This window comes from Williamsia muralis (genome assembly GCF_051487485.1).
Taxonomy (GTDB): domain Bacteria; phylum Actinomycetota; class Actinomycetes; order Mycobacteriales; family Mycobacteriaceae; genus Williamsia; species Williamsia muralis_B.
In genome coordinates this window covers 492,137-518,201 of sequence record NZ_JAHVCV010000004.1, presented here as the reverse complement: position 1 = coordinate 518,201, position 26,065 = coordinate 492,137, and the positions used below count along the sequence as shown (strand labels likewise).

Here is a 26,065-nt window from a genome sequence, read left to right as displayed (position 1 = left end):
CATGCGGTGGTTCAGGCAGGCCTTGGTGACAGCGGTCCTGATCGGTCTGGCGACCGTCGGTCTGGCGCCGACCGCGCAGGCGGCTCCGCTGCCGGTGCAGTACAACTTCCTGGCCGGCATACCCGCCGAACTCGCCAACCCGAATGGGTCCCTGCCCGGATCCAACGATTACGCATGCAAGCCGTCCGCTCAGCACCCTGATCCGGTGGTACTGGTCCACGGCACCGCGGGCAGTCAGCAGACCAACTGGATCTCGCTGGTGCCGGTGCTCAAGAACGAGGGTTACTGCGTGTTCGCGCTCACCTATGGCGAGTTGTCGCAGCAGTGGCCGTTGTCGCGGATCGGTGGGCTGGGCGCCAAGGACGTCAGCGCCTGGGAGCTCAAGGTGTTCGTCGACAACGTGCTGGCGAAGACGGGCGCCGCACAGGTCGACATCGTGGGCCATTCGCAGGGCACGCAGATCCCGACCTACTGGGCGAAGTACTACGGGGGCGCGGGAAAGATCGACAAGTACGTGTCGCTCGCGCCGTACTGGCAGGGGTCGGACGGCGACGGCGAGGGCCGGTCGGAGCTGGTGGAGATGTTTGCCGACCGATTGGGATTGCCGCCCGCTGCAGTACCCGACACCGAATGTCCGGACTGCACCGCTGCGCCCGGCGACGGTGACTTCGCGGCGGCCATCGATGCCCCTGACGGCCCATACGTCGCCGGCATCGACTACACGAACATCGTCACCCGCTACGACCAGCTCGTGACCCCGTACACCAGCGGTATTTTGGCCGGTCCGCCCGGCATCGAGGTCACGAACATCGTTGTGCAGGACACCTGCTCGCAGGACCGCTCAGATCATCTGTCGATCGTGTCCAATCAGCGCAGTTCGGCGTTTGTGCTCAACGCCCTCGATCCCGCGCATCCCCGACCCGTTCCCTGCCTGGACGTGCCGCCTTACACCGGTGCGTGAGCCAGTTTCAGGAATGCGTCGAGCAAGGTCGCGCAGTTCTCCTTGGATTCGGCAGCGCGAGCGGTGATCTCGGCCGTGATCTTGTCCAGGTCGATACCGCGTTCGACGACCAGTTGACCCTGGCGGTTGGCTGCCCAGCTCGCCTGCCAGGTGGCCCACACCGCGGGTGAGATCTCCGGATGGAACTGAACGCCGAGGTTCCGGCCAAAGGTGAAGGCCTGCAACGCTGCTCCGTTGCGGGCGATCTCGCGAGCACCGGGCGGGAGGGTGAATCGGTCGTAGTGCATCTGCATCCATGGTCCGCGTGCGACGAGTTCGGGGGCAACGGTGTCGACGGTGACGTAACCGTGCTCGGGGTGGTCCGACCGCTTGACCTTTCCGCCGAGCACCCGGCTGAGCAGCTGGCCACCGAAGCACACCCCGAGAATCGGTACGTTTGCGGCGAGCGCAGCCCGCAGATAGCTGATCTCGGACGCCAGCCAGGGGACCGAGTCGTTGTAGGCGGCTTCCGAAGAACCCATCACGACAACAAAATCGAACCCTGCGACCTCCGGTAGGTCTTCGGAAGGGTGCACGATCTCCACCTCGTAGCCCCGGTCGATGACGTGGTCGCGCAGGGTGCCCGTGTCGGCGATACCGCGATCCCGGTCGTGATCGTGCACGACGAAGAGTGCGCGGTTGCGAGACGCTCCGGGATCTGGCTCGGTCATCACAACCGGTCGCGGAACCGGGTCGCGACGATGCAGGCCATCGATGGCGCGACAGCGACGTCTCGTGCTGACAATTGCACTGGATACTCCTGGTACACGCCGGATCGGTGTCCGACGGTGGTGGGGTTTTGTTCAGTATGGCCAGAACACGGGGCCGCCGCTCATCAGAGGCCGGCTCAGGCGGCGCTCTGGCAGGCGATCCGCGCATCGGCGCAGGTGGGGATTCCTGCGACCATCGGGTACCCCGAGGCGCATCATTGATTCATGGCCGATACGCATGAGGTGATCAATCAAGTTCCGCTCCTGAGTGGATACAACCCGGCGACCAACCCGGCGCTGTCGGAGTCGCTGACCCGCGAAGGTGGTGGCTGGGGCTCCGACGAGATCTTCGAACTGGGCGCCATCGCTGCCGGTGAGGAAGCTCAACGGTGGGGTGAACTCGCCGACCGGAACCAACCGATACTCCGCACGCACGATCGGTACGGTCACCGCGTCGACGAGGTCGAGTACGACCCGGCGTACCACCGGTTGATGGATGTCGCTGTGACACACGGTCTGCACGGAGCACCCTGGGCCGACGGGCGCGCCGGCGCGCACGTGGTCAGGGCAGCCAAGCTCGGGGTCTGGACGGTCGAGGCAGGTCACGTCTGCCCGATCTCGATGACCTACGCCGTGGTACCGGCCCTGCGGCACAACCCCGACCTGGCCGCCACCTACGAGCCGTTGCTGACGTCCCGAACCTACGACCCCCACCTGTCGGTCCCGGCGGGCAAGTCCGGTCTCATCGCCGGGATGTCGATGACCGAGAAGCAGGGCGGTTCCGATGTCCGCGCGAACCAGACGGCAGCTCAACCCAATTCGGACGGCTCCTACACGCTCACCGGGCACAAGTGGTTCACCTCCGCCCCGATGTCCGACCTGTTCCTGGTGCTCGCCCAAGCCCCCGGTGGGCTCTCGTGCTTCTTCCTGCCCCGGGTACTGCCCGACGGCACCCGCAACCGGATGCGGTTGCAGCGACTGAAGAACAAGCTCGGCAACCACGCCAACGCGTCGTCGGAAGTCGAATACGACGGTGCGACGGCATGGTTGGTGGGGGAGGAGGGACGCGGTGTCCGCACCATCATCGAGATGGTCAACCTCACCAGGCTCGACTGCGCGCTGGCCAGCGCGGGCAACATGCGTGTCGGACTCACCCAGGCCATGCACCACAGCCAGCACCGGAAGGTGTTCGGCGACTACCTGATCGATCAACCCCTGATGCGGAACGTGCTCGCGGACCTCGCGATCGAAGCGGAAGCAGCCACCATGGTGTCGATGCGGATGGCGGGGGCCACCGACGCGGCCGAACGCGGCGACGACACCGAGGCCCTGCTGCGACGTATCGGGCTGCCCGCGACCAAATACTGGTTGTGCAAGCGGGCCACCGCGCACGTCGCCGAGTCGATGGAGTGCCTGGGCGGCAACGGCTACGTCGAGGACTCCGGGATGCCGCGGCTCTATCGCGAAGCACCTCTTTACGGGATCTGGGAGGGCAGCGGGAACGTCAGCGCCCTCGACACGCTGCGTGCGATGGCCACGGCACCCAAGTCGGTGGATGCACTGTTCGACGAATTGGAGTCGGCGACAGGCATGGACACCCGGTACGACACCTACCTCGACACCTTGAAAAGCCAGCTGGCAGAGGCAGGCCAACCGACCGCACGCAGGATCGCCGAGTCGATCTGCATCGCCCTGCAGGGATCGCTGATGCTGCGGCACGGACATCCGGCCGTGGCGGAAGCCTTCGCGGCTACCCGACTCGCAGGCGACCGGGCCGGCGCTTACGGCACGTTGCCCACCGGTCTTGATCTCGCGCCCGTGCTCGAACGGGCACTGGTCAAATAGACGCCGGCAGACTCATTCCCGCGGGATGGCCAGCCGGGTCATGTGCGCCGTCGAGTCCGGCGTCAGACCCAGCTGGTCCCACGCGGTCTCGGTCTCGACCACCGCGTACGCGGACGTGGGAAAGCGTGGAATGTGCGCTGCCGGATCGAGCGTCATCGCCGTGTCCGGCATCCCGGGCTCGTGCCCGATCACCAATATCGTGGCAGCGTCCGCGGGCGCGTGGAGCCTGACCGCCTCGCACACGTCGTCGGCGTCGCCGCCGTAGATGTCTTCGACAAATGTGGCCGGTGCGTCGATACCGGTGTGCTGCAACGTCTGACGTGTACGGACCGCGGTCGAGCACAGAACCGCGTCGACCGTGAGTCCGTCGTCGGCCATCCACCGGCCTGCCAGAGATGCTTCTCGCCGACCGCGCTCGGCGAGCGGACGTTCCTGGTCGGGTGTACCGCTGGGATAGGCCGACTTGCCGTGCCGCATCAGGATCAGTGTTCGTGCCACGAGGTCGACGGTAGCGTCACCGCGTTCGCCTGTCAGGAAACCTTGCGATGCCGGCCGGTCGACTCATCGGCTCCGCACCGGGCCAGAGCGGAACGCAGGAGTCGCACCGTGTGATTCCAGGCCGATGCTTCCTGCTCGAGGTGCTGGGCGATCTCCTCGTTTCCGCGGTCCCACTCCAGCTCGGCCAGTTCACGCAATTCGACGACCTCGTCGAGTCCGAAGGCGACAAGCTCTTTGATGGAGTCGATGTTCGAGCAGGCCCAGTCGATCTGATCACGCTGCAGCGTCATCAGACGCTCCAGGTCATCACGCAGGGCCGCCTGCGCCGATAGGGATAGACCACTCACCTGTCCCAGGGTGCCCCACCTGCCGCGCGAGTACTAGTTGACGCGCCGACAGCGACGCCGATCATCTAGGACCACTTCCACTCGCGGATCTCCGGCATGTCCTCGAAGTGGGTGGTGACGTACTCGGTGTGGCGCTGCAGCTGCGACCGGCAGAACTCGGCGAGTTCCTGGCTGCGTTCGGGTACCCGACGGGTTCTGCGCAGGGCTTCCAGGACCAGGTGGTACCGGCTCATCTTGTTCTGCACCACCATGTCGAAAGCGGTTGTGGTGGTGCCCTGTTCGATGAAGCCACGCACGTGGAACCGGTCGGCGCGGGTGCGCCCGTGCAGTTGCTGGTGGATGGCCCTCGGATAGCCGTGGAAAGCGAACACCACATCGGTCTCTGCGGTGAACAGATCGAGGAACTTCGATTCGGGCAACCCATGTGGATGTTCGTCCTGGGGCAACAGCACCATCAGGTCGACCACGTTGACCACGCGGACGCGCAACCAGGGAACCCACTCACGCAGCAGATGTGCGGCCGCCAGGATCTCTTCCGTTGGGACGTCGCCCGCGGCGGCCAGCACGATGTCGGGATTTTCGGGGTCCGCGTCGTTCGTCTCACCCTCGGTACCGGCCCACTCCCAGATCGAGGCCCCGGCTTCAGCGTGTTTGTGTGCCTGTTCGAGGGTCAGGTACTGGGGGTGCTTCTGCTTGTCGACCACCAGGACGTTGACGTGGTCGCGGCTGCGGAAACAGTGGTCGGCCACCGAGAGCAGGGTGTTGGAATCCGGTGGCAGCCAGACTCGCACCACGCCGGGGGCGAGTGGGATGACGGCATCGATGAGGCCTGGTCCCTGATGGCTGAAACCGTTGTGGTCGTTACGCCAGCAGGTACTGGTGAGCAGCACGTTGAGCGATGCCACCGGTTCGCGCCATGGCAATTCGGCGGCGTGCTGCAACCACTTGGTGTGCTGCACCAACATGGAGACGCTCACCATCGCGAAAGCCTCGTAGGTGGCGAACAGACCGTGGCGGCCGGTCAGCAGATAGCCCTCGAGCCACCCCTGGCACAGGTGCTCACTGAGAACTTCCATGACGCGACCCTCGGGCGACAGGTTGTCGTCGTTCTCGTTGGTCGGCAATTGCCAGCAGCGGTCGGTCTGCTCGAATACCGCCTGGAGCCGGTTCGACGAGGTCTCGTCCGGGCTGAAGAGCCGGAACGATCCGCCGTGGTTCTCGTCCGAGTTGTCGCGGTAGATGTCGCGCATCAGCTCACCGAGCACCTTGGTGGTCTCGTAGGCGAGCGCACCGGGCGCCTCGATGTCCAGGGCGTACGACTCGAGCGGCGGGATCTTGAGGGGCACCAGCGCGCGGCCGCCGTTGGCATACGGCGTTGCACCCATCCGCAACTCACCCTTGGGTGCCAGGTCGGCGAGGTCGTCGATGAGTGCACCCGACTTGTCGAACAGGTCGTCGGGCTTGTACGAACGCAGCCACTCCTCGAGCAGTGCGAGGTGCTCCGGGCTCTCGCGGACCCCCGACAACGGGACCTGATGACTCCAGTGGGTGCCCTCGATCAGTTTGCCGTCCACCTCGTGCGGTCCCGTCCAGCCCTTGGGGGTGCGCATCACGATGGCCGGCCACTTGTCGCCTGTCGGATTGCCTTCCCGGGCCCGGGTCTGGATCTCGACGATCTTGTCGTGCGCGTTCGAAAGGGCCTGAGCCATCGCCGGGAACACCTCGTGGGGATCGTCGCCTTCGACGAAGACGGGATCCCAGCCCTGGCCCGACAGGAACGCCGCGATGTCGTTGTCACTGGTGCGGCCGAAGACCGTGGGACTGGCGATCTTGGCGCCGTTGAGGTGCAGGATCGGCAGCACCGCACCATCGCGAGCCGGATTGAGGAACGCCGGGATCTTCCAGGAGCCGGCCAGGGGACCGGTCTCGGCCTCACCGTCGCCGACCACACACGCGACCACCAGATCGGGGCTGTCGAACGCGGCGCCCGCGGCATGGATGAGTGCGTACCCGAGTTCGCCGCCCTCGTGGATCGAACCCGGTGTCTGCACACTCACGTGACTCGGGATCCCGCCGGGCGTGGAGAACTGCCTGCACAGCGCGCGGACCCCGTGCGCGTCCGGGGACACGTGTGGATAGATCTCGCTGTAGGTGCCCTCGAGGTAGGTCGCCGCCACCAGCGCGGGGCCGCCGTGCCCGGGTCCGGTGATGTAGAGCCACTTCGAGTCGGTCTCGCGGATGCGCCGGTTGAGGAGGGTGTAGATCATCGAGAGCCCAGGACTCGTTCCCCAGTGCCCGAGCAGGCGGGGTTTGATGTGCTCGACGCTGAGCGGCTCCCGCAGCAAGACGTTGTCCTGCAGATAGATCTGCGCAACCGTCAGGTAGTTGGTCGCGGACCACCACCGCAGATCGAGTTCGAGTTCGGAATCGGTGTATCCGGCCAACGTCATATGCGCACCTTCTGGGTGTTTGCGGACAGGGCAACTTGATTATCGGGTGGGCTCGGGTGTCCCGCCACGGCTCGAGTACCCAATTGTCGAGAGTTCGCGCCGCTGTCACCGAGGTTTTGTTGTCCGACGAGATCGACTCGCTCACACTCCCAGCGCGAGAGCACGCTCGCCCCCAGGTCCGGCAAGTATTGTCGGCAAAGTGCACTTGTTCCTCCCGGCGCTGCTGGCGACTCTGTCGGCGCTCCTCGTCGCAACAGGGACACTCGTGCGTCAACGCTCCTCGACGGCGTCGGGTGGGATCACCAAACGGTGGTGGCTCGGAGTTCTGATCGCAGCTGCCGGATTCGCGTTGCAGGCGGTGGCGCTCGGCCTCGGGTCGTTGCTCCTGGTGCAGCCGTTGATCGTGCTGTCGGTGCTGTTCGCGCTGCCGATGGAGGCCTATCTCGACCATCGCCGCCTGAACTTCCACGAGTGGAAGTGGGGAATCATCCTCACCGTCTGCATCGCCGCGTTCGTGGTGATCGCCCGGCCTGAGGCCGGGGAACACAACGTGTCGGCCGGAACCCTGGCGGGAACCATCGTCGTGGTGGTCGCGGTGCTCGTCGGTCTGGTGGTCGCGGCCCGGCTCGTGTCACCGCATCACCGGGCGCTGCTCTTCGGATCGGCGTCGGGTCTGCTCACCGGGGTGCAGGCGTTTCTCCTCAAAGCGGTGGTGACCCAGCTCGGGGAAAGCGTCGTGGAGGTGTTGACCCACCCGGAGATCTACCTGATCCTGCTTGTCGCCACCGCCTCGGTGATCACCCAGCAGCTCGCGTTCGCCGCCCACGATCTGCAGACGTCGTTCCCGGCGATGACCGTGATGGAGCCCGCCGTGGCCATGGCGCTCGGTGTGGTGCTGCTCGGTGAAAGCGTCGACGTGAACATCTTCGACGGCATCATCGCCGGCCTCTCACTGGTCATCATGCTGCGGGCGGTGTTTGTGCTCGCCAGACATGCGGCCGAGCGTGAGACCGAGTTCGAAGTGGCGTTCCCCAAAGCGCCCGCCCCTGCTCCCGGAGGGTCGGCAATGGGCCCGACCGACCACTAGTCGCCTGTGCAGAACATCATGTCGGCGGTACTGGCGGTCGCTGCCGCCTGCCTCATCGCCACCGGGACGGTCTTCCGGCAACGTGCATCGGCGGCCAGTGGCGCCATCACACCGGGTTGGTGGCTCGGTGCGGGTCTGGCGGTGTGCGGATTCTCCCTACAGGCAGCAGCCCTGGGTCTGGGCTCCATCCTGTTGGTCCAGCCGCTGCTCGTCCTGGCCGTGCTGTTCGCGCTGCCGCTCGAAGCGTGGTTCGACCATCGAACGCCCACACGCACCGAATGGGCGTGGGGCGGCGCACTGACCTGCTGCGTGGCGGTGTTCCTCTGCCTGGCATCACCGAGATCATCCGATAGCCGCCCCGACCCCATGTTCTTTGTGCTCACGGTGGTGGCGGTGCTCGCCTGCCTCGCGGGTTTGGTGATCGCGGCCGAGAGCTGCAACAACCACATGCGGTCGCTGTTCTACGGCCTGACCGCCGGAGCGCTGTTCGGGATCTCGGCGCTGCTCATCAAAGCCGTCATCGGGCAGGCCACCGACGATCTGCCCCGGGTCGGTTTCCATCTCGAGATCTACCTGCTGCTCATCGTCATAGCTGCGGGCATCTACGCCCAGCAGCGAGGCTTCGGCTCGGGTGATCTGCAGACGTCTTTCCCGGCGATGACGGTGATGGAACCGGCGGTGGCCATGGCTCTGGGCATGGCCCTTCTTTCCGAGCGAATCTCGGTCAGCGTGTGGGAGGCCGGGGTGGTGGGGCTGGCGCTTGTGGTCATGGTGGTCGCCGTGGTCGAACTGGCCCGGCACTCCGCCATCCGGGGCACCTGAGGACTGGAACCGGCCCGTCGGCGATGGCAGGGTGGGGTGATGACTGAATCGACCGCAGAGACGGACAGTTCGATCACCGAGTACGACGTCATCGTCATCGGAGGCGGCCCCGCAGGAGAGGTCGCCGCGCAGTACGCGACCGCTGGTTCTGATCGAACCGCCGCCATCGTCGAACACGAACTGCTCGGCGGGGAGTGCTCCTACTGGGCCTGCATGCCGAGCAAAGCACTGCTCCGTCCGATCGAAGTACATGCGGCGGCATCCAACCTCGAAGGAATCAAGGTCGGGGAGAAACTCAACCCCGAGGAACTGCTGCGTCGCCGCGATACCTGGGTGAGCCAGTACGAGGACGGGGGACAGGAGAAGTGGGCCACCGGCCTCGACATCGCCGTCCTCCGGGGCCACGGGGTCATCTCGGGTGAGCGCACGGTGACCGTCGACAACGGTGGTCAATGTCAGACGGTGCGTGCGCGACTGGCGGTGATCGTGGCCACCGGCAGCACGGCCGTGATCCCCGACCTGTTCGCCGACGCACAGCCGTGGACGTCCCGGGATGCCACCGGGGTCAGGGAGATCCCGGGCTCGTTGATCGTGGTCGGCGGCGGTGTGGTGGCCTGCGAGGCCGCCACGTGGATGGCGGCGCTGGGCAGCAAGGTCACCTTGCTCTCGCGCGGATCGCTGCTGGGTAAGACCGAACCTTTTGCCGGTGAGATGGTGGCCGAGGCGCTGACCGCCGCCGGCATCGATGTGCGTCAACACGTCGACATCACCGAGGTGCGCCGTCCTGTCTCCGCGGACACCGGCATCGGCCGCATCCACGGTGACCCGGCGACCGTTGTCGCCGGTGGTGAGGAGATCACCGCAGACGAGGTCCTGGTGGCGACCGGGCGCCGGCCCGCCCGAAGCGGCATCGGGCTGGACGACGTCGATGCCGAGGCGTCGTGGTTGTTCTTCGTCGGCGACGCGTCCGAGGGCCCGGCGCTCACCCACTGGGGCAAGTATCAGGCCCGCAACGTGGGCCGGCTGATCGCCGCCCGTGCCGACGGGCGCCCCGACCCGGTTGTGCCCGACGGAGTTCCGGTGCCGCAGGTGATCTTCACCGACCCACAGGTTGCCAGCGTTGGCCTCACCGAGCGTCAGGCAACCGACAACGGGATCGACGTGACGGTTGCCGAGATCGCCTTCGAGTCGGTGGCCGGATTCGGGCTGCTCCGCGACGACGCCCACGGCAAGGCGAGGCTGGTGATCGACAAAGCCGCCGGTGTCATCGTCGGCGCGACATTTGCGGGTCCCGAAGTCGACGAACTCGTCCATGCGGCGACGATCGCCATCGTGGGCCGCGTTCCGGTCGACACGTTGTGGCACGCGGTGCCGTCCTACCCGACGGTCAGCGAGGTGTGGCTACGCCTGCTGGAGTCCTTGCCCGAGTCGTAGGCGGGTCACCTGCGCGCGGGATGTGAGGCAGGCGCAGGCTTTTTGTCCGGATACCGGCACTGCAACGCCTGCAGACAGACACAAAGCCTGCAGATTCTCGACGAATCAGACCTACAACATCGTCCCGGGATTGAGGATGCCCAGGGGATCGAGCGTGTTCTTGATCCGCTGCGTCAGCTCGATGACGTCGGGGCCCAGCTGATCGGGCAACCAGCCCTTCTTCAAACGGCCGACACCGTGCTCGCCAGTGATCGTGCCGCCGAGTCTGATCGCTAGATCCATGATTTCCCCGAACGCGAGATTGGCTCGTTCGGTCTCATCGGGATCGTTGGGGTCGTGGACGATCAGCGGGTGCGTGTTGCCGTCCCCGGCGTGGGCGATGACGGAGATCAGCACCCGCCGGTCGGCGGCGATGGCCTCGATGCCGTCGATGAGATCCGGCAACTTGTGCAGCGGAACCCCGACATCCTCGAGTAGCAGGGGACCGATCTTCTCGACGGCGGGAATGGCGTACCGCCGCGCGGCGGTGAATGCCTCGCCCTCGTCCGGATCGGTGGTGGCGAACACCTCGCTGGCGCCGCAGGTGGTGAATGCCTGCTCGATGACCTCGACCTCGGCGGCTCCGGCCGCGCCCGGCGCATCGGACTGGGCGACGAGCAGGGCCCCGGCGCTGCGGTCGAGGCCCATCTTCAACTGGTCCTCGACGGCGTTGATCGCGACCTTGTCCATGAACTCGAGCATCGCGGGCCGGATGGTCGACGTGATCGCGAGGACCGCCTCGGAGGCGGCATGCACCGACGAGAAGGTGCCCACCACGGTCGACGCCGGCGGCTGTGGCGGCAACAGCCGCAAGGTCACCTCGGTGATGATGCCCAGAGTGCCCTCGCTGCCGACGAACAGTTTGGTCAGCGACAGCCCGGCGCTGTCCTTGAGCCGCGGCCCGCCCAAGCGCACTGCCCGCCCATCGGCGAGCACCACTTCGAGGCCGAGGACGTAGTCGCTCGTGACGCCGTACTTCACACAACACAGGCCGCCAGCGTTGGTTGCAGCGTTCCCACCGATAGAGCAGATCTCGAACGACGACGGATCCGGCGGATACCAGAGTCCGTGTTCCTTGACTGCGGCCTTGACCTCCGCGTTGAGCAGCCCTGGCTGGGAGACCGCCGTACGGGTGATCGGATCGACGGTGATGTTGCGCATCTTCTCGGTGGTCAGGACGATGCCGCCGTCGATCGCCGTGGCTCCTCCGGACAGCCCGGTGCCGGCTCCACGCGGGATCACCGGTACCGAGTTGGCCGCGCACCACCTCACGGTCGCGACGACGTCTTCGGTGCTCGTCGCGCGGACCACCGCCATCGCGGTGCCCGCGGCGGGGTCGAATGCCCGGTCCTGGCGGTAGCCCGCGACGATGTCCGGATCGGTGACCACCGTCCCCTCGGGCAGGGCGGTCACCAGGTCGTCCAACACCGTCTTCGTCGACATGTTCGCAGCGTAATCGTCGCTGTCGGGAGGTGCCGCGAAGTCGCCGATCAGTGCCGACGACGTGGGCGCGTCAGCGCAGCGCGGGAGAGATGAGCGAGGAGATCTGCTGCGCCCATTCGGCCGCCTGCACCTTGGCGCTCACCTTCGACGACGCATCGTGGCGCCCGTGCTCGCCCACCTGGGTGGCGCCGAGTTCGGTGAGTTTTTCGGCCATGATCTCGCCGCCGCGGTTGTAGGTGTCGTCGTAGACGCTGTCGCCGAGGCCGAACATGGCAAAGCGGAGACCGTCGAGGGTGGGCTTCTCGTCGTCGAGGGCCTCGGCGAACGGTTCGGCTCCGGTGGGCAGTTCACCTTCGCCGTAGGTCGAGCAGACCACCACGTAGAAGTCGTCGGCGGAGAGGTCTTCGACTGCGAACTCGGACATGTCGTACATCGACACGTCATGGTTCTCGGCCAGCACGTCGGAGATGGAATCGGACACCACTTCGGCGGTTCCGGTCTCGCTGCCGTACAGGATCACAACAGACATCTTCTTCTCTCTCCATCCGGTCTCGTCGGCAACTGAGGGTACCCTATGTTGCGGTAGGTGCCGGGTGCCCGATCAGCGATTTTAGCGATCGACGGGTCAACTTCACAGTCCGTGCCGCCCGGGGATGTTTCGGGCCGGTGGCCTGCGTGTCGGTGCGGCGCGGGAACCGCGTCTGCCCAGGGATAATCACCTGACATCGCCGACTCGGCTCGATACGCTCCGAGAGACGGTGTTCAAGCAAAGGAGCAGTCGATGGCCGAAGATTCAGAGACCAAACGTAAGTTCCGAGAAGCGTTGGAGCGCAAGAAGAATCGCGATCTGCCCACCGGCGATCACAAGGATTCGGCATCCAAGGCGTCCGGCCAGCACGGGCCTGAAGGTGGCCCGCATCAGTTCCGTCGCAAAACCGGGTAGTTCCGAACAGGTCATCTACTGCTGGGGGTCGCATTACTAGGAAGTCCTAGTATATAGTGACAGGGACAACACAGCAGTAGATGACTTGTGAGGACCTCATGACCAGGCAAATCGACCATTTCGTGGACGGCGCACCGCTCGCCGGGACCAGCGGGCGCACCGCTGATGTGATGGACCCCAGCACCGGCAAGGTGCAGGCAACCGTTCCTCTGGCCAGCAAGGCAGAGGTCGACGCCGCAGTCGCCAGCGCTGTCGAGGCGCAGAAGATCTGGGCAGCGTGGAACCCGCAGCGCCGTGCACGCGTGATGATGAAGTTCGTCGCACTCGTCGGCGAGAACATGGACGAGCTCGCCGAGTTGCTCTCCAAGGAGCACGGCAAGACCGTTCCCGATGCCAAGGGCGACATCCAGCGCGGCGTCGAGGTCATCGAGTTCGCGATCGGCATCCCGCACTTGCTGAAGGGCGAGTTCACCGAAGGCGCCGGCACCGGCATCGACGTGCACTCGGTGCGTCAGCCGCTCGGTGTGGTCGCAGGCATCACCCCGTTCAACTTCCCGGCCATGATCCCGCTGTGGAAGGCCGGCCCCGCGCTGGCGACCGGAAACGCGTTCATCCTCAAGCCGTCCGAGCGCGACCCGTCGGTGCCCGTGCGCCTGGCCGAACTGTTCCTCGAGGCCGGACTCCCCGCAGGTGTGTTCCAGGTCATCCACGGTGACAAGGAAGCCGTCGATGCGCTGCTCGACAACGACGACGTCCAGGCCTACGGTTTCGTCGGCAGCTCCGACATCGCGCAGTACATCTACTCCAGCGCGGCCGCCAACGGTAAGCGCGCACAGTGCTTCGGTGGCGCCAAGAACCACATGATCATCCTTCCGGACGCCGATCTCGACCAGGTCGCCGACGCCTTGATCGGTGCCGGATACGGCAGCGCCGGAGAGCGCTGCATGGCGATCTCGGTGGCCGTGCCCGTGGGTGAGGCAACCGCGAATCGACTGCGCGAGAAACTGGTCGACAAGGTCAACGCGCTGCGCGTCGGCCACAGCCTCGACATCAAGGCCGACTACGGCCCCCTCGTCAGCAAGGCTGCTCTCGAGCGCGTCAAGGACTACATCCAGCAGGGTGTGGACGCCGGCGCCGAACTCGTCATCGATGGCCGCGAGCGCGCCACCGATGACCTGACCTACGACGGTCAGAGCCTGGAAGAGGGCTACTTCATCGGGCCGACCCTCTTCGACCACGTGAAGAAAGACCAGACGATCTACACCGACGAGATCTTCGGACCGGTGGTCTGCATCGTCCGCGCCGCGGATTACGAAGAGGCTCTGGCCCTTCCGTCCGAGCACGAGTACGGCAACGGTGTCGCGATCTTCACCCAGGACGGCGACGCCGCCCGCGACTTCACCGCCCGCGTCCAGTGCGGCATGGTGGGCGTGAACGTGCCCATCCCCGTGCCGGTGGCCTACCACACCTTCGGTGGCTGGAAGCGCTCCGGATTCGGCGATCTGAATCAGCACGGACCGGCGGCGATCCAGTTCTACACCAAGGTCAAGACCATCACGACTCGGTGGCCGTCCGGTATCAAGGATGGCGCCGAGTTCGTCATCCCGACCATGGACTGAGAGACCGGCCGGTGTCTTTCGACATGGATGACGATGACAAGGTCATCGTCGACACCGCCTCGGCGTTCGCGCGCAAGAGGCTCGAGCCACACGCCCTCGACTGGGATGAGCGCAAGCACTTCCCGGTCGAGGAGCTTCGCGAGGCCGCCGAACTCGGCATGGCGGGCATCTACACAAGCGAAGACGTGGGCGGAAGCGGTCTGCGGCGAATCGACGGCGTAAGGATTTTCGAGGAGTTGGCCAAGGCCGATCCCACCACGGCGGCCTTCCTGTCGATCCACAACATGTGCACGTGGATGGTCGACTCGTACGGCACGGACGATCAGCGCACCACGTGGGCGGTCAAGATGGCCTCGATGGAGGCCGTCGCCAGCTACTGCCTGACCGAACCCGCGGCCGGGAGTGACGCTGCGGCGTTGCGTACCAAGGCAGTTCGCGACGGCGACGACTACCTGCTGAACGGGGTCAAGCAGTTCATCTCCGGCGGCGGCGTCTCCGACGTGTACATCGTCATGGCCCGTACGGGTGCCGACGGTCCCAAGGGGATCTCGACGTTCATCGTGCCGGCGGACACGCCTGGACTCTCGTTCGGCGCCAATGAGCAGAAGATGGGCTGGAACGCGCAGCCCACCGCTCAGGTCATCATGGAGGACGCGCGGGTACCGGCGGCCAATCTCCTTGGTGGGGTGGAGGGTACGGGCTTCGGCATCGCGATGAACGGACTCAACGGTGGTCGCATCAACATCGCCGCATGTTCGCTGGGCGGTGCCCAGGCGGCCTACAACAAGGCCATCACCTACGTGTCCGACCGAGAAGCGTTCGGCGGCAAGCTGATCGACGAACCGACCATCCGGTTCACGCTTGCCGACATGGCCACGTCGCTGGAGACCGCCCGCCTCATCCTGTGGCGGGCCGCCGATGCACTCGACGCCGGTCATCCCGACAAGGTCGAGCTGTGCGCGATGGCCAAGCGGTATGTGACCGACACCTGCTTCGACGTCGCCGATCAGGCGCTGCAGTTGCACGGTGGATACGGATACCTGCGTGAGTACGGTCTGGAGAAAATCGTCCGAGACCTCCGGGTGAACCGAATACTGGAGGGCACCAACGAGATCATGCGGGTTGTGATCGGCCGCGCAGAGGCGGACAAGTCGACAAAGGGGCAATACCTATGAGCACCATCGCGTTCCTCGGTCTGGGCCACATGGGCGGACCCATGGCAAAGAACCTGGTCAAGGCCGGGCACACCGTGCACGGATACGATCCGTCGCCCGAGGCGGCAGTGGCTGCCAAGGAGAACGGTGTGGAGGTGTTCGCCGGGGGCATCGAGGCGGTTGCCGACGCCGACGTGGTGATCACCATGCTCCCGCACGGCAAGGCCGTCATCGAGTGCTACGAGCAGATCCTGCCCGGCGCCAAGACCGGTGCCCTGCTGATCGACAGTTCCACCATCTCGGTCGACGACGCCCGCAAGATCCACCAGCACGCGGACGACCACGGGTTCGCCCAGATCGACGCCCCGGTCTCCGGTGGTGTGAAGGGCGCTGACGCCGGGACGCTCGCCTTCATGGTCGGGGGCACCGAAGAGGCGTTCGTCGCTGCGCAGACCATCTTGGAGCCGATGGCCGGAAAGGTCATCCATTGCGGTGATCCCGGCAGTGGTCAGGCCGCGAAGGTCTGCAACAACATGGTTCTTGCCGTGCAGCAGATCGCGATCGGTGAGGCTTTTGTGCTCGCGGAGAAGCTCGGGCTGCAGTCGCAGGCGTTGTACGACGTGATCACCGGCGCCACCGGTAATTGCTGGGCCGTGCACACCAACTGTCCGGTTCCGGGTCCGGTGCCGACCTCACCGGCCAACAACGACTTCAAGCCGGGGTTCGCCACCGCACTGATGAACAAGGACCTGGGGTTGGCGATGGCGGCGGTGGAGTCCACCGGCGCGACCGCCCCGCTCGGAGAGCACGCGGCCACCCTGTACGCGGACTTCGCGCAGAACAACGCGGGTAAAGACTTCAGCGCGATCATCGAAACGCTGCGCTGAGACGCTGCCTCGGGGTGCAGATGGGTCGACCGACCGAACGCTAGTACGGCCATTCTGCCGACTGGGACTTCGTTTGCGTGAATGATGGGTGGGGACGCCTGTAGACGATCCCTAGGAGCACCCCCATGGCACCAACCCACACGCAGAAGTTCTACATCGACGGACAGTGGGTGGACCCGGTGTCCACCTCGACCCTCGACGTCATCAACCCGGCAACCGAAGAGGTCGTCGCGACGATCGCCCTCGGCGACGAGAAGGATGTCGAACATGCTGTCGCCGCGGCGCGCAAGGCGTTCGAGACGTTCTCCGAGACCACTCGCGAAGAGCGTATCTCGTTGCTGGAGAAGATCATCGAGGTGTACTCGCGGCGCCTCGGCGACCTCGCCGAAGCGGTCAGCATAGAGATGGGTGCTCCGGTGAGTCTCGCTCAGGGAGCGCAGGCACCGGCAGGCCTGGGGCATCTCATGTTCGGCCTGGAGGCTCTGAAGAACTTCGAGTTCGAGGAGAAGGTCAACTCCACCACGGTGGTTCGCGAGCCGGTCGGCGTCTGTGCCCTCATCACCCCCTGGAACTGGCCACTGAACCAGATCGGCGCAAAGGTTGCTCCGGCACTTGCCGCCGGCTGCACCGTGGTGCTCAAGCCGTCCGAGATCGCCCCGCTCAGCGGACTCGTGTTCGCCGAGATCCTCGATGAGGCGGGCGTGCCGCCGGGCGTGTTCAACCTGGTCAACGGCGACGGCCCGACCGTGGGTGTGGCGTTGTCCTCGCACCCGGAGGTCGACATGGTCTCGTTCACCGGGTCCACCCGCGCGGGCATCGAGGTGGCCAGGAATGCTGCTCCCACGGTCAAGCGTGTGGCGCAGGAACTCGGCGGCAAGTCCGCCAACATCATCCTCGACGACGATGCGCTCGCCGACTCCGTGGCGCGCGACGTCGCTGCGATGGTGGTCAACTCGGGCCAGTCGTGCAACGCGGGATCACGCATCCTCGTTCCGGCGGGCCGGATGGACGAAGCCGCTGAGATCGCCAAGGAGACGGCCGCCAAGATCGTTGTCGGATCGCCCGCGGACGAGAACACCCAGATCGGACCGGTGGTCTCGCAGGCTCAGTTCGACAAGATCCAGCGGCTCATCGACACCGGTGTAGACGAGGGAGCCGACGTGGTCGTCGGTGGCCCGGGCCGCCCGGAAGGCGTCGACGTCGGCTACTTCGTGAAACCGACGGTGTTCGCGAACGTCACCAACGACATGACCATCGCCCGCGAAGAGATCTTCGGCCCGGTGATGGTCCTCATCGGGTATCAGGACGAGGACGACGCAGTCCGCATCGCCAATGACTCGAGCTACGGGCTCGGCGGCATGGTCTCGTCTGCGGACACCGATCGGGCGCGCAAGGTCGCCCGCAAGATGCGCACCGGAACCGTGCACATCAACGGTGCCCCACTGGCAATGGATTCACCGTTCGGTGGCTACAAGCAGTCGGGCAACGGCCGCGAGTTCGGCAAGTTCGGTATGGAGGAGTTCTTGGAGGTCAAGTCGATCTTCGGGGACAACGCCTAGCCCGGGAGAGCGTTTCACCTCGTCCAGTCGCTCGAGTTCGCTAGAGTAGAACGTGTTCTAGTTTTCTTGCGAATGGAGTGGTCATGGGTCAGGTGCTCGACCGGATCGAAGAACATGCCGAGGAGATCCGCGCTGCGGGTGTCGAAGGCGACGAGTTGATGCGCCTGCCGGATTCCTCCGCGCAGCGGTTGCGGGAGTCGGGAGTGATCCGGCTCCTGCAGCCGGTCGAGCACGGAGGGTTGGCTGTCCACCCCCGTGAGTTCGCCGAGACGGTCATGGGTGTCGCGGCCATGGACGGGGCTGCGGGCTGGGTGTCCGGAATCGTCGGAGTGCACCCGTGGGAGTTGGCGTTCGCCGACCCCAAGGTGCAGGAAGAGATCTGGGGCGACGACCCCGACACCTGGGTGGCCTCGCCCTATGCGCCGATGGGTGTGGCCAAGCCGGTCGACGGCGGGTATGTGCTCAAAGGTCGTTGGTCGTTCTCGTCCGGCACCGACCACTGCGACTGGATCGTCCTCGGGGCGATCGTGGGCGACGCAGACGGCAAGCCGGTGATGCCGCCGACCATCTTGCACGTCTTCCTGCCCCGGGCCGACTACACCATCATCGATGACTCATGGGATGTCGTGGGCCTGCGTGGTACCGGCTCGAAGGACGTGGTGGTCGACGGCGCCTTCATCCCGACCTACCGGACCCTCGACTCGGCAGACGTGATGGACGGCAGTGCGCCACGGGCGGCCGGGCGCACCGAGTCGACCTATCTCATGCCGTTCAGTTGTATGTTCCCCCTTGGCATCACGGCGGCGGTGATCGGTATCGCCGAAGGTGCGCTGGCGTGTCACATTGCGGCGCAACGGGATCGGGTGGCCATCACCGGCCAGAAGATCAAGGAGGATCCGTACGTCCTCTATGCCATCGGCGAGTCGGCCGCCGAGATCGCGGCGTCGCGGGCCGCCCTGCTCGAGACGGTGGATCGTTTCTACGACAAAACCGAGGCGGGCAAAGAGATCTCGTTCGACGAGCGGGCCATCGGGCGGCGCACCCAGACCGCTGCTGCCTGGCGTGCGGTGCGGGCGGTCGACGAGATCTTCGCGCGGTCGGGCGGCGGCGCTCTGCACCGGAAGTTCCCCATGCAGAGGTTCTTTCGCGATGCGCACGCCGGACTCGCCCATGCCATCCACGTGCCGGGCTCGATCTTCCACGCGTCGGCGCTCACTCAGCTCGGCGGTGAGCCCCAGGGCATGATGCGCTCGATGATCTAGCGCTCAGATGTCTCCCGAGTGCTTTCGGACGGCATTGATCGATTTGACCAATGCCGCCGATTGCGCCTCGGTCATCCCCACGTCGCCGAAGACCTCTCGGTTGAGGGCGAGGGTTGCCTCTTCGACTGTCGTGCGGCCCGATTCGGTGATCTCGACCAAAGTGGTGCGACCGTCGGTGGGGTGCGGAACCCGCCTGACGAGACCCGATTCCTCGAGGCGACGGATCGCGTGCGTCACCGAGGTGACGTGTACCTGGAGCCGGTCGCTCGCCTTGGTGATGGGCAGTGCACCGCGGCGGCTGAAGGCCAGCAGCCGAAGGAGTTCGAACCGCGAGAAGCTCAATTCCCAGGGCTTGAGTACCGATTCCACCCGTGCCAACAAGATCTGGTGCACCCGCATCACCGAGGTCACCGCCTGCATACCGCCGGCCACATCACCCCAGCCGGCGTTCTCCCAGTTCTTCCGGGCCTCGGCGATCGGGTCGGGTCTGACGTCGCTGGACATGCCCCCATTCAACAGCAGACGAGCGGGCGTTTTCGCGTCTCCGTATCCGTGGCGCCGTTGCCGCTCGTGCATGGCACAGTGATCATTGACACATTCGAGACAGGGGCCTAGCGTCGGAATCACCTGAGAGCTAGGAGGCTCGATGTCAGTACCAGCACGAGAAGCCATCGCCAACAGACTGCTGGCGGGTTCGGTGAAACGCTCGTATTCGCCGGTCGTCGACCTGGATTGGGACGCTCCGCTCGACCCGGACAAGTACTTCCTCCCACCGCGGGTGTGCAGTCTCTACGGCACCGAATTGTGGAACGGCCTCACCGAGGAGCAGCGGATCGAGGTCTCGCGGCAGGAGATGGCCAACATCCTCTCGGTCGGGATCTGGTTCGAGAACCTCCTGAATCGGGCTCTGCTGCAACGGCTTCTGTCCGAAGACCCCGCATCGGCGCAAACCCACTACGCGCTCACCGAGATGGGTGACGAATGTCGGCACATGGTGATGTTCGGGCGCGCCATCGAACGAAGCGGCGCCAGGCCCTACGGATTGCTGTGGTGGGAGCGGTTGATCATGACGATGCTGCCCTTCGCGATGCGGGGGTCGCTGTTGTGGGTTGCTGCGCTGGTGGGAGAGGAGATCTTCGACGCCCTGCAGCGCGAGATGCTCGACGATCCCGAGTTGCAGCCGCTGGTGTCGCGCCTGATGCGCATCCATGTCGCCGAGGAATCCCGCCACATCGGATTCGCCCGTGACGCGGTGGTCCGTCGTCGCGCCGTACGAAGCCGCTGGGAGACATTTGTGGCGGCCAACCTGCATGGTCTAGCCGCACTGCGCTTCAAATACCTGTTCACCAACTCGGCGATGTACGCGCGAGCCGGCCTCGACCGGCAGGAGGCGACGGCCGCGGCCCGAGGCAATCCGAACTTCCAGCAGATGCAGATCGTCGGGTTCTCGAGCCTGGCCGCGTTCCTCGAGGAGAACGGCTTGATGACGCGGTTCTCGCGCACACTGTGGCGCCGGGCCGGATTCCTCGAATGAGTGCGCTGAAGGTGGGGCTCGAGGGCAGCGGACCCGTACTCGCCGGCGTCCGTGACCTGCTGCGGGCGTCACCGTTGGAGATCGAGGTCGCCTCGGACTCCGGCGGTGATCACCCTGCCGACGTGGTGGTGACGTCGACGCCGGCCCCGACAGGCAGCTTCCTGGGCGTGGCAGATCCTTCCCGGCCCAACGTCTTTCACACCGGAGACGCAACCGCACCCGCGCGGCTGGTGGCCGGCTACATCGTCTCGGCGATCGAGGAGATGATCGTTGCGGGGGCCGTCGAGATGAAAGTTCGGGTGCCCATTGCCCGGTCGTGGGCCGGATACGCCGCGGCCAACTGCGGCGGTGGCCGCAAGCTGATCCGAAAGCTGAAGCGCTTCGACCCCGCGGACTACGACTACCGGTCGGCGCACGACGACGAGGACATCTACGACGGCACCGCCGTCATCGAGCACGACCTGGAGTCGTTCGACTGCCGCATCCGGGTGGGCGGCTACTTCGACCCTCTCGACGGCCATTACCACTGGGCCGGAATCGCATTCGGGGAATCGGTTCGAGAGCTCAAGGACGCCCGGGCCCGCGATGTCCTGGTCGCCGTCGACACACGCGACGGGGTCCCGGCCCGTCTCACCGAGATCACGCCCTGGGGCTCTGTGCGCATCGTCGGTGTCGGGCAGCCTCCCTACGCACTCGACGACGTCGAGGTCCTGCGCTCTTCGCCGGAGCAACACCGCGTGGGCTCGTAGACTCGGACGCACGGGCGTCAAGCCGGGGTGTGAGGTCGAGGAGGAACCATGGGCAGAGAGATTGACCCAGCCAGACGCAACGCCGTGAGGCAGACGGTAGCCGCCCATCCCGGACTGGTGGTGTTCGCACTCAGTCCGGCGATCGTGGTGTTCGGCGTCCTGTGGTTGCTGACGAACTTCTGGCTCGCACTCATCGTGGGTCTTGTGGTGGGAGGCGGCGCGGCCTGGACGCTGCTGCGCAAGTAGGGCCGGCGTCATGGCTGAGCCCAGTACCCGCGTCGACAGCTGGATCTGGTCGGTCCGGCTGACCAAGACACGATCGGCGGCAGCATCCGCGTGCCGGGCGGGGCATGTCCGGGTGAACGGGACCACCGCCAAACCCGCCCAACACGTTGCCGTCGGGGACGAGGTCCGGGTTCGGGCAGCGGGCCGTGAGCGCATCGTCGAGGTCACCAGGGTGGTGTCCAAACGTGTCGGACCGTCGGTGGCCGCCGAGTGCCTGATCGACCGCAGCCCCCCGCCACCGCCCAAGGAACTGTTGTCGGCGCTGCCGTTACGTGACCGCGGAGCCGGCAGACCGACCAAGCGGGAACGGCGAGAGACCGACCGACTGCGCGGACGTTGACGTCGCATGGGGACAAGCGGCATGCAGACACACGCCGACATCGGCAGCGGCATCTCTACACTGCAACCTGTGGACTCCAGGGGTGGCAAACCGACCGGAACCGGTCTGAGACGAGGACAAACTCCGCTGCGCTACGTGGTGGTCCTGCTCGCGGCCGCGATGCTGGTGCTGGCCGGTTGTTCCGACGGCGGATCGAACGGCGACAGCCCCACCACGGAGACCGAGAGCGCACCCGGCAAAGCCGGCGAAGGGCCGTTCTTCGGTGAGTGCGGGGGAGTCACCACCGAGGACGTCGCGCGGGTGACCAAGGTCGCCGGCCTCACCAACACGGTGAACAACCCGTCGGTGTGCGAGTGGGTCACCTCGCAGGACCAACTCGGACCGCAGTTCTCGTTCAACTGGTACCGCGGCAGCCCCATCGGGCGGGAACGCGCCACCATCCAGTTGTCCCGCGATTCGGTCGAGGACATCACCATCGACGGTCACAGTGGCTTCATGGGGTCGAGTACCGGCATCTGCGAGATCGGTATCGCTTTCGGGGCCGACTTCTTCGAATGGTCGATCTCCTACGGCCTGCCCGCAGACGGCCAGAGCAATCCGTCCGACGACGACATCTGCGCCGCCGCGAAGACGCTGTCCACCCAGTCGATCGAGAACGCCTCATGACGCGGCTCAAGGTTGTTCCCCTGATCCTGGCTCTGCTCGCAGTGGTCGCGTTGTCGGCCGGGTGCACCCGCGCGGTCGACGGTGACGCCACCTCGATCGGTGGCGGCGACGGTACGTCCGACGGCAACGTCGACACCGATCGTTTCGACGGTCTGATGTACGAGTGCGAGATGCTGACGCCGGAGGCCATCGGCAAGGCCGTCGGCGGGTCCATCGCCGAACCCGGATTTTTCGGCGCGATCTGCCGCTGGGTGGTAATCGGTCCGGTCATCACCGACGTCACCTTCAACTGGTTCGAGTGGGGCGACATCGAAGTCGAGAAGTCGACCGCAAAAGAGCTCGGTTACACCACCGAGAACATCAAGGTCGCCAGCGTCACGGCGTTCACGCAGCGCAATCCGGCCCGTCCGGCTGCGTGTGGCGTCACCGCCCGTTCACCCGACCGCGGCGTCTACACCTGGTGGGTCGAGCCCCGCAGTTCCACACCGAGCGGCGACCCCTGCGCCGCGCCGACCAAGCTCATGGAACTGCTTCTCGGCGGCGGGCAGTAGCCGCTCAACGCACGTCAGGGTCGTTTGGTGACGGTGACCGTCGCAGCCACCTGATCCTCGACGATCAGCCACATGCGCAGTTGATCGCCGACACGCTCTCGCCGGATGGTGACCGTGGTCGCCGGGGTGATCGCCCGTAGATATTCGATGACGGCCCGGTGTGGGGCGTCGACCAGGTCGGGGTGGTCGAGGAGCTCGTCTTCGACCGCAGCCCAGTAGGCGGCGTTGTTCAAATGCTTGAACGGGTCGAAGTCGGTGGCGCGCAAGACATGTACGCGGTCGCTGTCCGATGCCTCGGGCACGGGCGCGGTGTTCATCGACTTCCACCGCAGGCGGTGCTCGTCGGTGGTCTGACTGAGCGTCTCGAAGGCGTCGTCGGACAACCGTGTCGGCATGCCCTGGTCGTTGACGTTGATCCAGAACGCCTCGGTCTCGATCAGGCCGTCCTCGCGGGGCTCGGGATTGAAGCGGTTGGTCTCGTGGACCGATGTCACCCGCACGCGCATGTTCGTCCACCGGGTCGACAGGGCGCCGCACCACCGCTGCAGGGTCACGTTGCCCGGCCACGACACCGGGCGGATCACGTCGATGACGGTGCGCCGCACGATCCAGTAGGGGTCGCTGGTGTGAAAGGCGGTGGCCTCGATGTTGTCGTTCGCGATGTCCTGCAGGTAGCGGCTCAGGCCATCGAGGCGCAGACGCATCTCCTGGTCGACATCACCGGTTCGCACCCGGTAGTTCGACTCGAAGTAGCTCGCGCCTTCCTTGCGTTCCGGTAGATCTGCCGGATTCATCGCGATGTCGGTCGGATCGATGGTCGATTTGTCTGGGCTCACCGGGTTCCCTTCGGTTGGGACGATGTCCGCTGCGGGATGAGCCTCGGGCAGGACTCGATCCCAAATGGGCAGCATAGGTTGCTTCATGTGGAGCGGGGTTGGCACTACCGCCAATGGAACTGACGTCCTAAAGTGTCTCAGTCGGCGGTCTGAATTGTTGCCGCCTGTGAGCAGAGAACTACGCTTGCCTTCGGCGGGTATTGGCGGCTGAGGTAAATTCAAGTAAAAATTGGAACACGTTCCATTTTCGGGGAACGCCGAGAGTACTGAGGTTGAAGGCGTATGGCGCACGTGATCACGCAGCCTTGCTGCAACGATGCCAGTTGCATCAGTGTCTGCCCGGTGAACTGTATTCATCCGACACCGGATGAACCCGAGTTCGCCAGCGCGGAAATGTTGTACATCGATCCCGACACCTGCATCGACTGCGGTGCCTGCATCGATGAGTGCCCGGTGGAGGCGATCTTCCCTGACGACTCGCTCGACGAGGGCCAAGAGCGTTACCTGCAGATCAATGCCGACTACTACACCGACCACGACGTGTCGGGTGGTCTGGTCGCACCCCGTAAGAAGCCGCCGCTGCCCGCAGGCAAGGAACTCCACGTCGCGATCGTGGGTGCCGGCCCCGCTGCGTTCTACGCCGCCGAAGAACTCGTGAAGCACTCGGCCATCAAGGTGGACATGTTCGATCGTCTGCCGACGCCGTACGGGCTCGTGCGTGCGGGTGTGGCACCGGACCATCCGTCCACCAAGGGTGTGGAGAAGACGTTCGCGGCCACCGCCGCCAAGCGCACCTTCGAGTACTACCTCAACGTGGAGGTGGGCAAGCATCTCGATCACGGTGAGCTGCTGGACCACTACGGTGCGGTCATCTACGCCCATGGCGCCTCGACGGACAAACACCTCGGCATCGACGGTGAAGACCTGCCCGGCTCCATCGCCGCCACCGACTTCGTGGCCTGGTACAACGGTCACCCCGACCACGCGGACCGCGACTTCGACCTCTCGGCCGAGCGCGCAGTGATCGTCGGCAACGGCAACGTGGCGCTCGACGTCGCCCGTATCCTCCTCGACGACCCCGACCGGCTGGCCAAGACCGACATCGCAGATCACGCGCTGGACAAGTTGCGCAGCAGCAATGTCCGGGAGGTCGTGTTGCTGGGCAGGCGCGGTATCGCTCAGGGCGCGTATACGAACTCCGAGTTCCTCGCGATGGGGGACATGCCCGGGGTGGACGTCGTCATCGACCCCGACGAACTGGTGCTCGATGCCGCGAGCCAGGAAGCCCGCGACGCCGGCACCCTCGACTCGACCATCGCGACCAAGGTGCGTATTGCAGAAGAGTTCGCCCAGCGCGCCCCGACCGATGGCAACAAGCGCGTGGTGTTCCGGTATCTCGTCTCACCGGTGGCCATCGAAGGGTCAGACGGTGTCGAAACCGTCCGCTGCGTGCGCAATGAGTTCGTGAATGCGCCCGACGAAAGCGCCGATCACGCCGGCCAATCGCCCAGGCCCGCATCGGGGCGTGTCGCGATCAAGCCGACCGGTGAAGAGTTCGACCTGAAGGCCGGCATGGTGTTGCGCGCCATCGGCTACACCGGGCTGCCGCTGGACGGCCTGCCGTTCGACGGCGCCCAGGGTGTTGTCCCCAACGAGTCGGGCCGCGTGCTCGACGCCCGCGGCGGCAGTCCCGTGGAAGGTGTGTACGTCGCGGGCTGGATCAAGCGAGGCGCAACCGGTGGCATCGGCATGAACCGCATCTGTGGTCAGGAGACGGCGCTGGCCGTGATCGCCGACTTCACCGAGGGCAGACTTTCCGAACCGGCCAAGTCGCGCGAGCAGATCCCGGATCTCATCGCCGAACGTGGTGCGGGCCGGGTGGACGGGTCGGGTTGGAAGAAGATCGACCTCGCCGAACGGACCGCAGGCAAGGAAGCCGGAAGGCGCCGGATCAAGTTCGTCAGCATCGAGGCGATGGAATCGGCGGCAAGGGCCTAGTGGTCGC

At 65.6% G+C, this 26,065-nt stretch carries 26 protein-coding genes; 18 read left to right on the top strand and 8 right to left on the bottom strand.

The window, feature by feature from the left end; translation table 11 throughout:
• The first annotated feature begins 1 nt into the window (after window position 1).
• The gene (locus KXR83_RS13720; protein WP_437425277.1) at window positions 2-961 is read left to right on the top strand and encodes an esterase/lipase family protein; all 960 of its coding nucleotides are present in this window, start codon (window positions 2-4) and stop codon (window positions 959-961) included.
• Here KXR83_RS13720 and KXR83_RS13715 read toward each other — a convergent pair.
• On the bottom strand, window positions 946-1,671 hold the full coding sequence (locus tag KXR83_RS13715; protein WP_437425276.1) for a type 1 glutamine amidotransferase: 726 nt from the start codon (window positions 1,669-1,671) through the stop codon (window positions 946-948). The two genes, KXR83_RS13720 and KXR83_RS13715, sit on opposite strands and share 16 nt — an antisense overlap.
• 264 nt (window positions 1,672-1,935) lie before the next feature.
• Here KXR83_RS13715 and KXR83_RS13710 point away from each other — a divergent pair, with 264 nt between their 5' ends.
• Window positions 1,936-3,555 carry an acyl-CoA dehydrogenase family protein gene (locus KXR83_RS13710; RefSeq protein WP_437425275.1) on the top strand — a complete coding sequence of 540 codons (1,620 nt, stop codon included), beginning with the start codon at window positions 1,936-1,938 and terminating at the stop codon, window positions 3,553-3,555.
• A gap of 12 nt (window positions 3,556-3,567) precedes the next feature.
• Here KXR83_RS13710 and KXR83_RS13705 read toward each other — a convergent pair whose 3' ends face one another.
• From KXR83_RS13705 to KXR83_RS13695, 3 genes are all read right to left on the bottom strand, one after another.
• Window positions 3,568-4,032, bottom strand: a complete 465-nt coding sequence (locus KXR83_RS13705; RefSeq protein ID WP_437425379.1) for a SixA phosphatase family protein — start codon at window positions 4,030-4,032, stop codon at window positions 3,568-3,570.
• A 53-nt stretch (window positions 4,033-4,085) separates the two neighbouring features.
• Window positions 4,086-4,400, bottom strand: a complete 315-nt coding sequence (locus tag KXR83_RS13700) for a hypothetical protein (protein ID WP_133248696.1) — start codon at window positions 4,398-4,400, stop codon at window positions 4,086-4,088.
• A gap of 65 nt (window positions 4,401-4,465) precedes the next feature.
• Window positions 4,466-6,850, bottom strand: a complete 2,385-nt coding sequence (locus tag KXR83_RS13695) for a phosphoketolase family protein (RefSeq protein WP_437425274.1) — start codon at window positions 6,848-6,850, stop codon at window positions 4,466-4,468.
• A gap of 199 nt (window positions 6,851-7,049) precedes the next feature.
• Here KXR83_RS13695 and KXR83_RS13690 point away from each other — a divergent pair, with 199 nt between their 5' ends.
• From KXR83_RS13690 to KXR83_RS13680, 3 genes are read left to right on the top strand one after another with little or no spacing between them, the layout of a single operon-like run.
• The gene (locus KXR83_RS13690) at window positions 7,050-7,937 is read left to right on the top strand and encodes a DMT family transporter (RefSeq protein ID WP_317711911.1); all 888 of its coding nucleotides are present in this window, start codon (window positions 7,050-7,052) and stop codon (window positions 7,935-7,937) included.
• Window positions 7,938-7,955: 18 nt separating this feature from the next.
• Window positions 7,956-8,759, top strand: coding sequence for a DMT family transporter (locus KXR83_RS13685; RefSeq protein WP_174548751.1), 804 nt, complete (start codon window positions 7,956-7,958; stop codon window positions 8,757-8,759).
• Between the two features lie 39 nt (window positions 8,760-8,798).
• Window positions 8,799-10,193, top strand: coding sequence for a dihydrolipoyl dehydrogenase family protein (locus tag KXR83_RS13680; RefSeq protein WP_437425273.1), 1,395 nt, complete (start codon window positions 8,799-8,801; stop codon window positions 10,191-10,193).
• Between the two features lie 111 nt (window positions 10,194-10,304).
• On the opposite strand, the gene KXR83_RS13675 is transcribed toward KXR83_RS13680, so the two are convergent.
• Together KXR83_RS13675 and KXR83_RS13670 are read right to left on the bottom strand one after the other, a co-directional pair.
• Window positions 10,305-11,675, bottom strand: coding sequence for an FAD-binding oxidoreductase (locus KXR83_RS13675; protein WP_437425272.1), 1,371 nt, complete (start codon window positions 11,673-11,675; stop codon window positions 10,305-10,307).
• A gap of 70 nt (window positions 11,676-11,745) precedes the next feature.
• On the bottom strand, window positions 11,746-12,204 hold the full coding sequence (locus tag KXR83_RS13670) for a flavodoxin domain-containing protein (protein WP_437425271.1): 459 nt from the start codon (window positions 12,202-12,204) through the stop codon (window positions 11,746-11,748).
• Between the two features lie 252 nt (window positions 12,205-12,456).
• Here KXR83_RS13670 and KXR83_RS13665 point away from each other — a divergent pair, with 252 nt between their 5' ends.
• From KXR83_RS13665 to KXR83_RS13640, 6 genes are all read left to right on the top strand, one after another.
• The gene (locus tag KXR83_RS13665; RefSeq protein WP_023954190.1) at window positions 12,457-12,618 is read left to right on the top strand and encodes a DUF5302 domain-containing protein; all 162 of its coding nucleotides are present in this window, start codon (window positions 12,457-12,459) and stop codon (window positions 12,616-12,618) included.
• A 98-nt stretch (window positions 12,619-12,716) separates the two neighbouring features.
• Window positions 12,717-14,237 (top strand): CoA-acylating methylmalonate-semialdehyde dehydrogenase, encoded by a 1,521-nt coding sequence (locus KXR83_RS13660; protein ID WP_437425270.1) that lies wholly within the window; start codon window positions 12,717-12,719, stop codon window positions 14,235-14,237.
• Window positions 14,238-14,260: 23 nt separating this feature from the next.
• A complete protein-coding gene (locus tag KXR83_RS13655; RefSeq protein WP_317711905.1) occupies window positions 14,261-15,412 on the top strand; it encodes an acyl-CoA dehydrogenase family protein in 1,152 nt (383 codons plus the stop codon).
• Window positions 15,409-16,278, top strand: coding sequence for a 3-hydroxyisobutyrate dehydrogenase (gene mmsB / locus KXR83_RS13650; RefSeq protein WP_437425269.1), 870 nt, complete (start codon window positions 15,409-15,411; stop codon window positions 16,276-16,278). Before KXR83_RS13655 ends, mmsB begins: the two co-directional genes overlap by 4 nt.
• 125 nt (window positions 16,279-16,403) lie before the next feature.
• A complete protein-coding gene (locus tag KXR83_RS13645; RefSeq protein WP_317711903.1) occupies window positions 16,404-17,837 on the top strand; it encodes an aldehyde dehydrogenase family protein in 1,434 nt (477 codons plus the stop codon).
• Between the two features lie 83 nt (window positions 17,838-17,920).
• Window positions 17,921-19,099: an acyl-CoA dehydrogenase family protein gene (locus KXR83_RS13640; protein ID WP_437425268.1), complete on the top strand. Its 1,179-nt coding sequence runs from the start codon at window positions 17,921-17,923 to the stop codon at window positions 19,097-19,099.
• 3 nt (window positions 19,100-19,102) lie between these two features.
• On the opposite strand, the gene KXR83_RS13635 is transcribed toward KXR83_RS13640, so the two are convergent.
• Window positions 19,103-19,603, bottom strand: coding sequence for a MarR family winged helix-turn-helix transcriptional regulator (locus KXR83_RS13635; protein ID WP_023954180.1), 501 nt, complete (start codon window positions 19,601-19,603; stop codon window positions 19,103-19,105).
• A 142-nt stretch (window positions 19,604-19,745) separates the two neighbouring features.
• Here KXR83_RS13635 and KXR83_RS13630 point away from each other — a divergent pair, with 142 nt between their 5' ends.
• The 6 genes from KXR83_RS13630 (at window position 19,746) to KXR83_RS13605 (ending at window position 23,224) form a co-directional block, all read left to right on the top strand.
• The gene (locus KXR83_RS13630) at window positions 19,746-20,633 is read left to right on the top strand and encodes an AurF N-oxygenase family protein (RefSeq protein ID WP_437425267.1); all 888 of its coding nucleotides are present in this window, start codon (window positions 19,746-19,748) and stop codon (window positions 20,631-20,633) included.
• Window positions 20,630-21,382 carry a DUF4873 domain-containing protein gene (locus KXR83_RS13625; RefSeq protein WP_437425266.1) on the top strand — a complete coding sequence of 251 codons (753 nt, stop codon included), beginning with the start codon at window positions 20,630-20,632 and terminating at the stop codon, window positions 21,380-21,382. Before KXR83_RS13630 ends, KXR83_RS13625 begins: the two co-directional genes overlap by 4 nt.
• Window positions 21,383-21,430: 48 nt before the next feature.
• Window positions 21,431-21,628 carry a hypothetical protein gene (locus KXR83_RS13620; protein ID WP_023954174.1) on the top strand — a complete coding sequence of 66 codons (198 nt, stop codon included), beginning with the start codon at window positions 21,431-21,433 and terminating at the stop codon, window positions 21,626-21,628.
• A 10-nt stretch (window positions 21,629-21,638) separates the two neighbouring features.
• Complete coding sequence (locus KXR83_RS13615; RefSeq protein ID WP_031331119.1) at window positions 21,639-22,007, top strand: RNA-binding S4 domain-containing protein; 369 nt, start codon at window positions 21,639-21,641, stop codon at window positions 22,005-22,007.
• Window positions 22,008-22,076: 69 nt separating this feature from the next.
• Window positions 22,077-22,673, top strand: coding sequence for a DUF3558 domain-containing protein (locus KXR83_RS13610; protein ID WP_437425265.1), 597 nt, complete (start codon window positions 22,077-22,079; stop codon window positions 22,671-22,673).
• Window positions 22,670-23,224, top strand: a complete 555-nt coding sequence (locus tag KXR83_RS13605; protein ID WP_437425264.1) for a DUF3558 domain-containing protein — start codon at window positions 22,670-22,672, stop codon at window positions 23,222-23,224. Before KXR83_RS13610 ends, KXR83_RS13605 begins: the two co-directional genes overlap by 4 nt.
• A gap of 14 nt (window positions 23,225-23,238) precedes the next feature.
• Here KXR83_RS13605 and KXR83_RS13600 read toward each other — a convergent pair whose 3' ends face one another.
• Window positions 23,239-24,018, bottom strand: a complete 780-nt coding sequence (locus KXR83_RS13600) for an acyl-[acyl-carrier-protein] thioesterase (RefSeq protein WP_317712872.1) — start codon at window positions 24,016-24,018, stop codon at window positions 23,239-23,241.
• 324 nt (window positions 24,019-24,342) lie between these two features.
• Between KXR83_RS13600 and KXR83_RS13595 the strand changes: the two genes are divergently transcribed.
• On the top strand, window positions 24,343-26,058 hold the full coding sequence (locus KXR83_RS13595; RefSeq protein WP_437425263.1) for an FAD-dependent oxidoreductase: 1,716 nt from the start codon (window positions 24,343-24,345) through the stop codon (window positions 26,056-26,058).
• The last annotated feature ends 7 nt before the right edge of the window (window positions 26,059-26,065 follow it).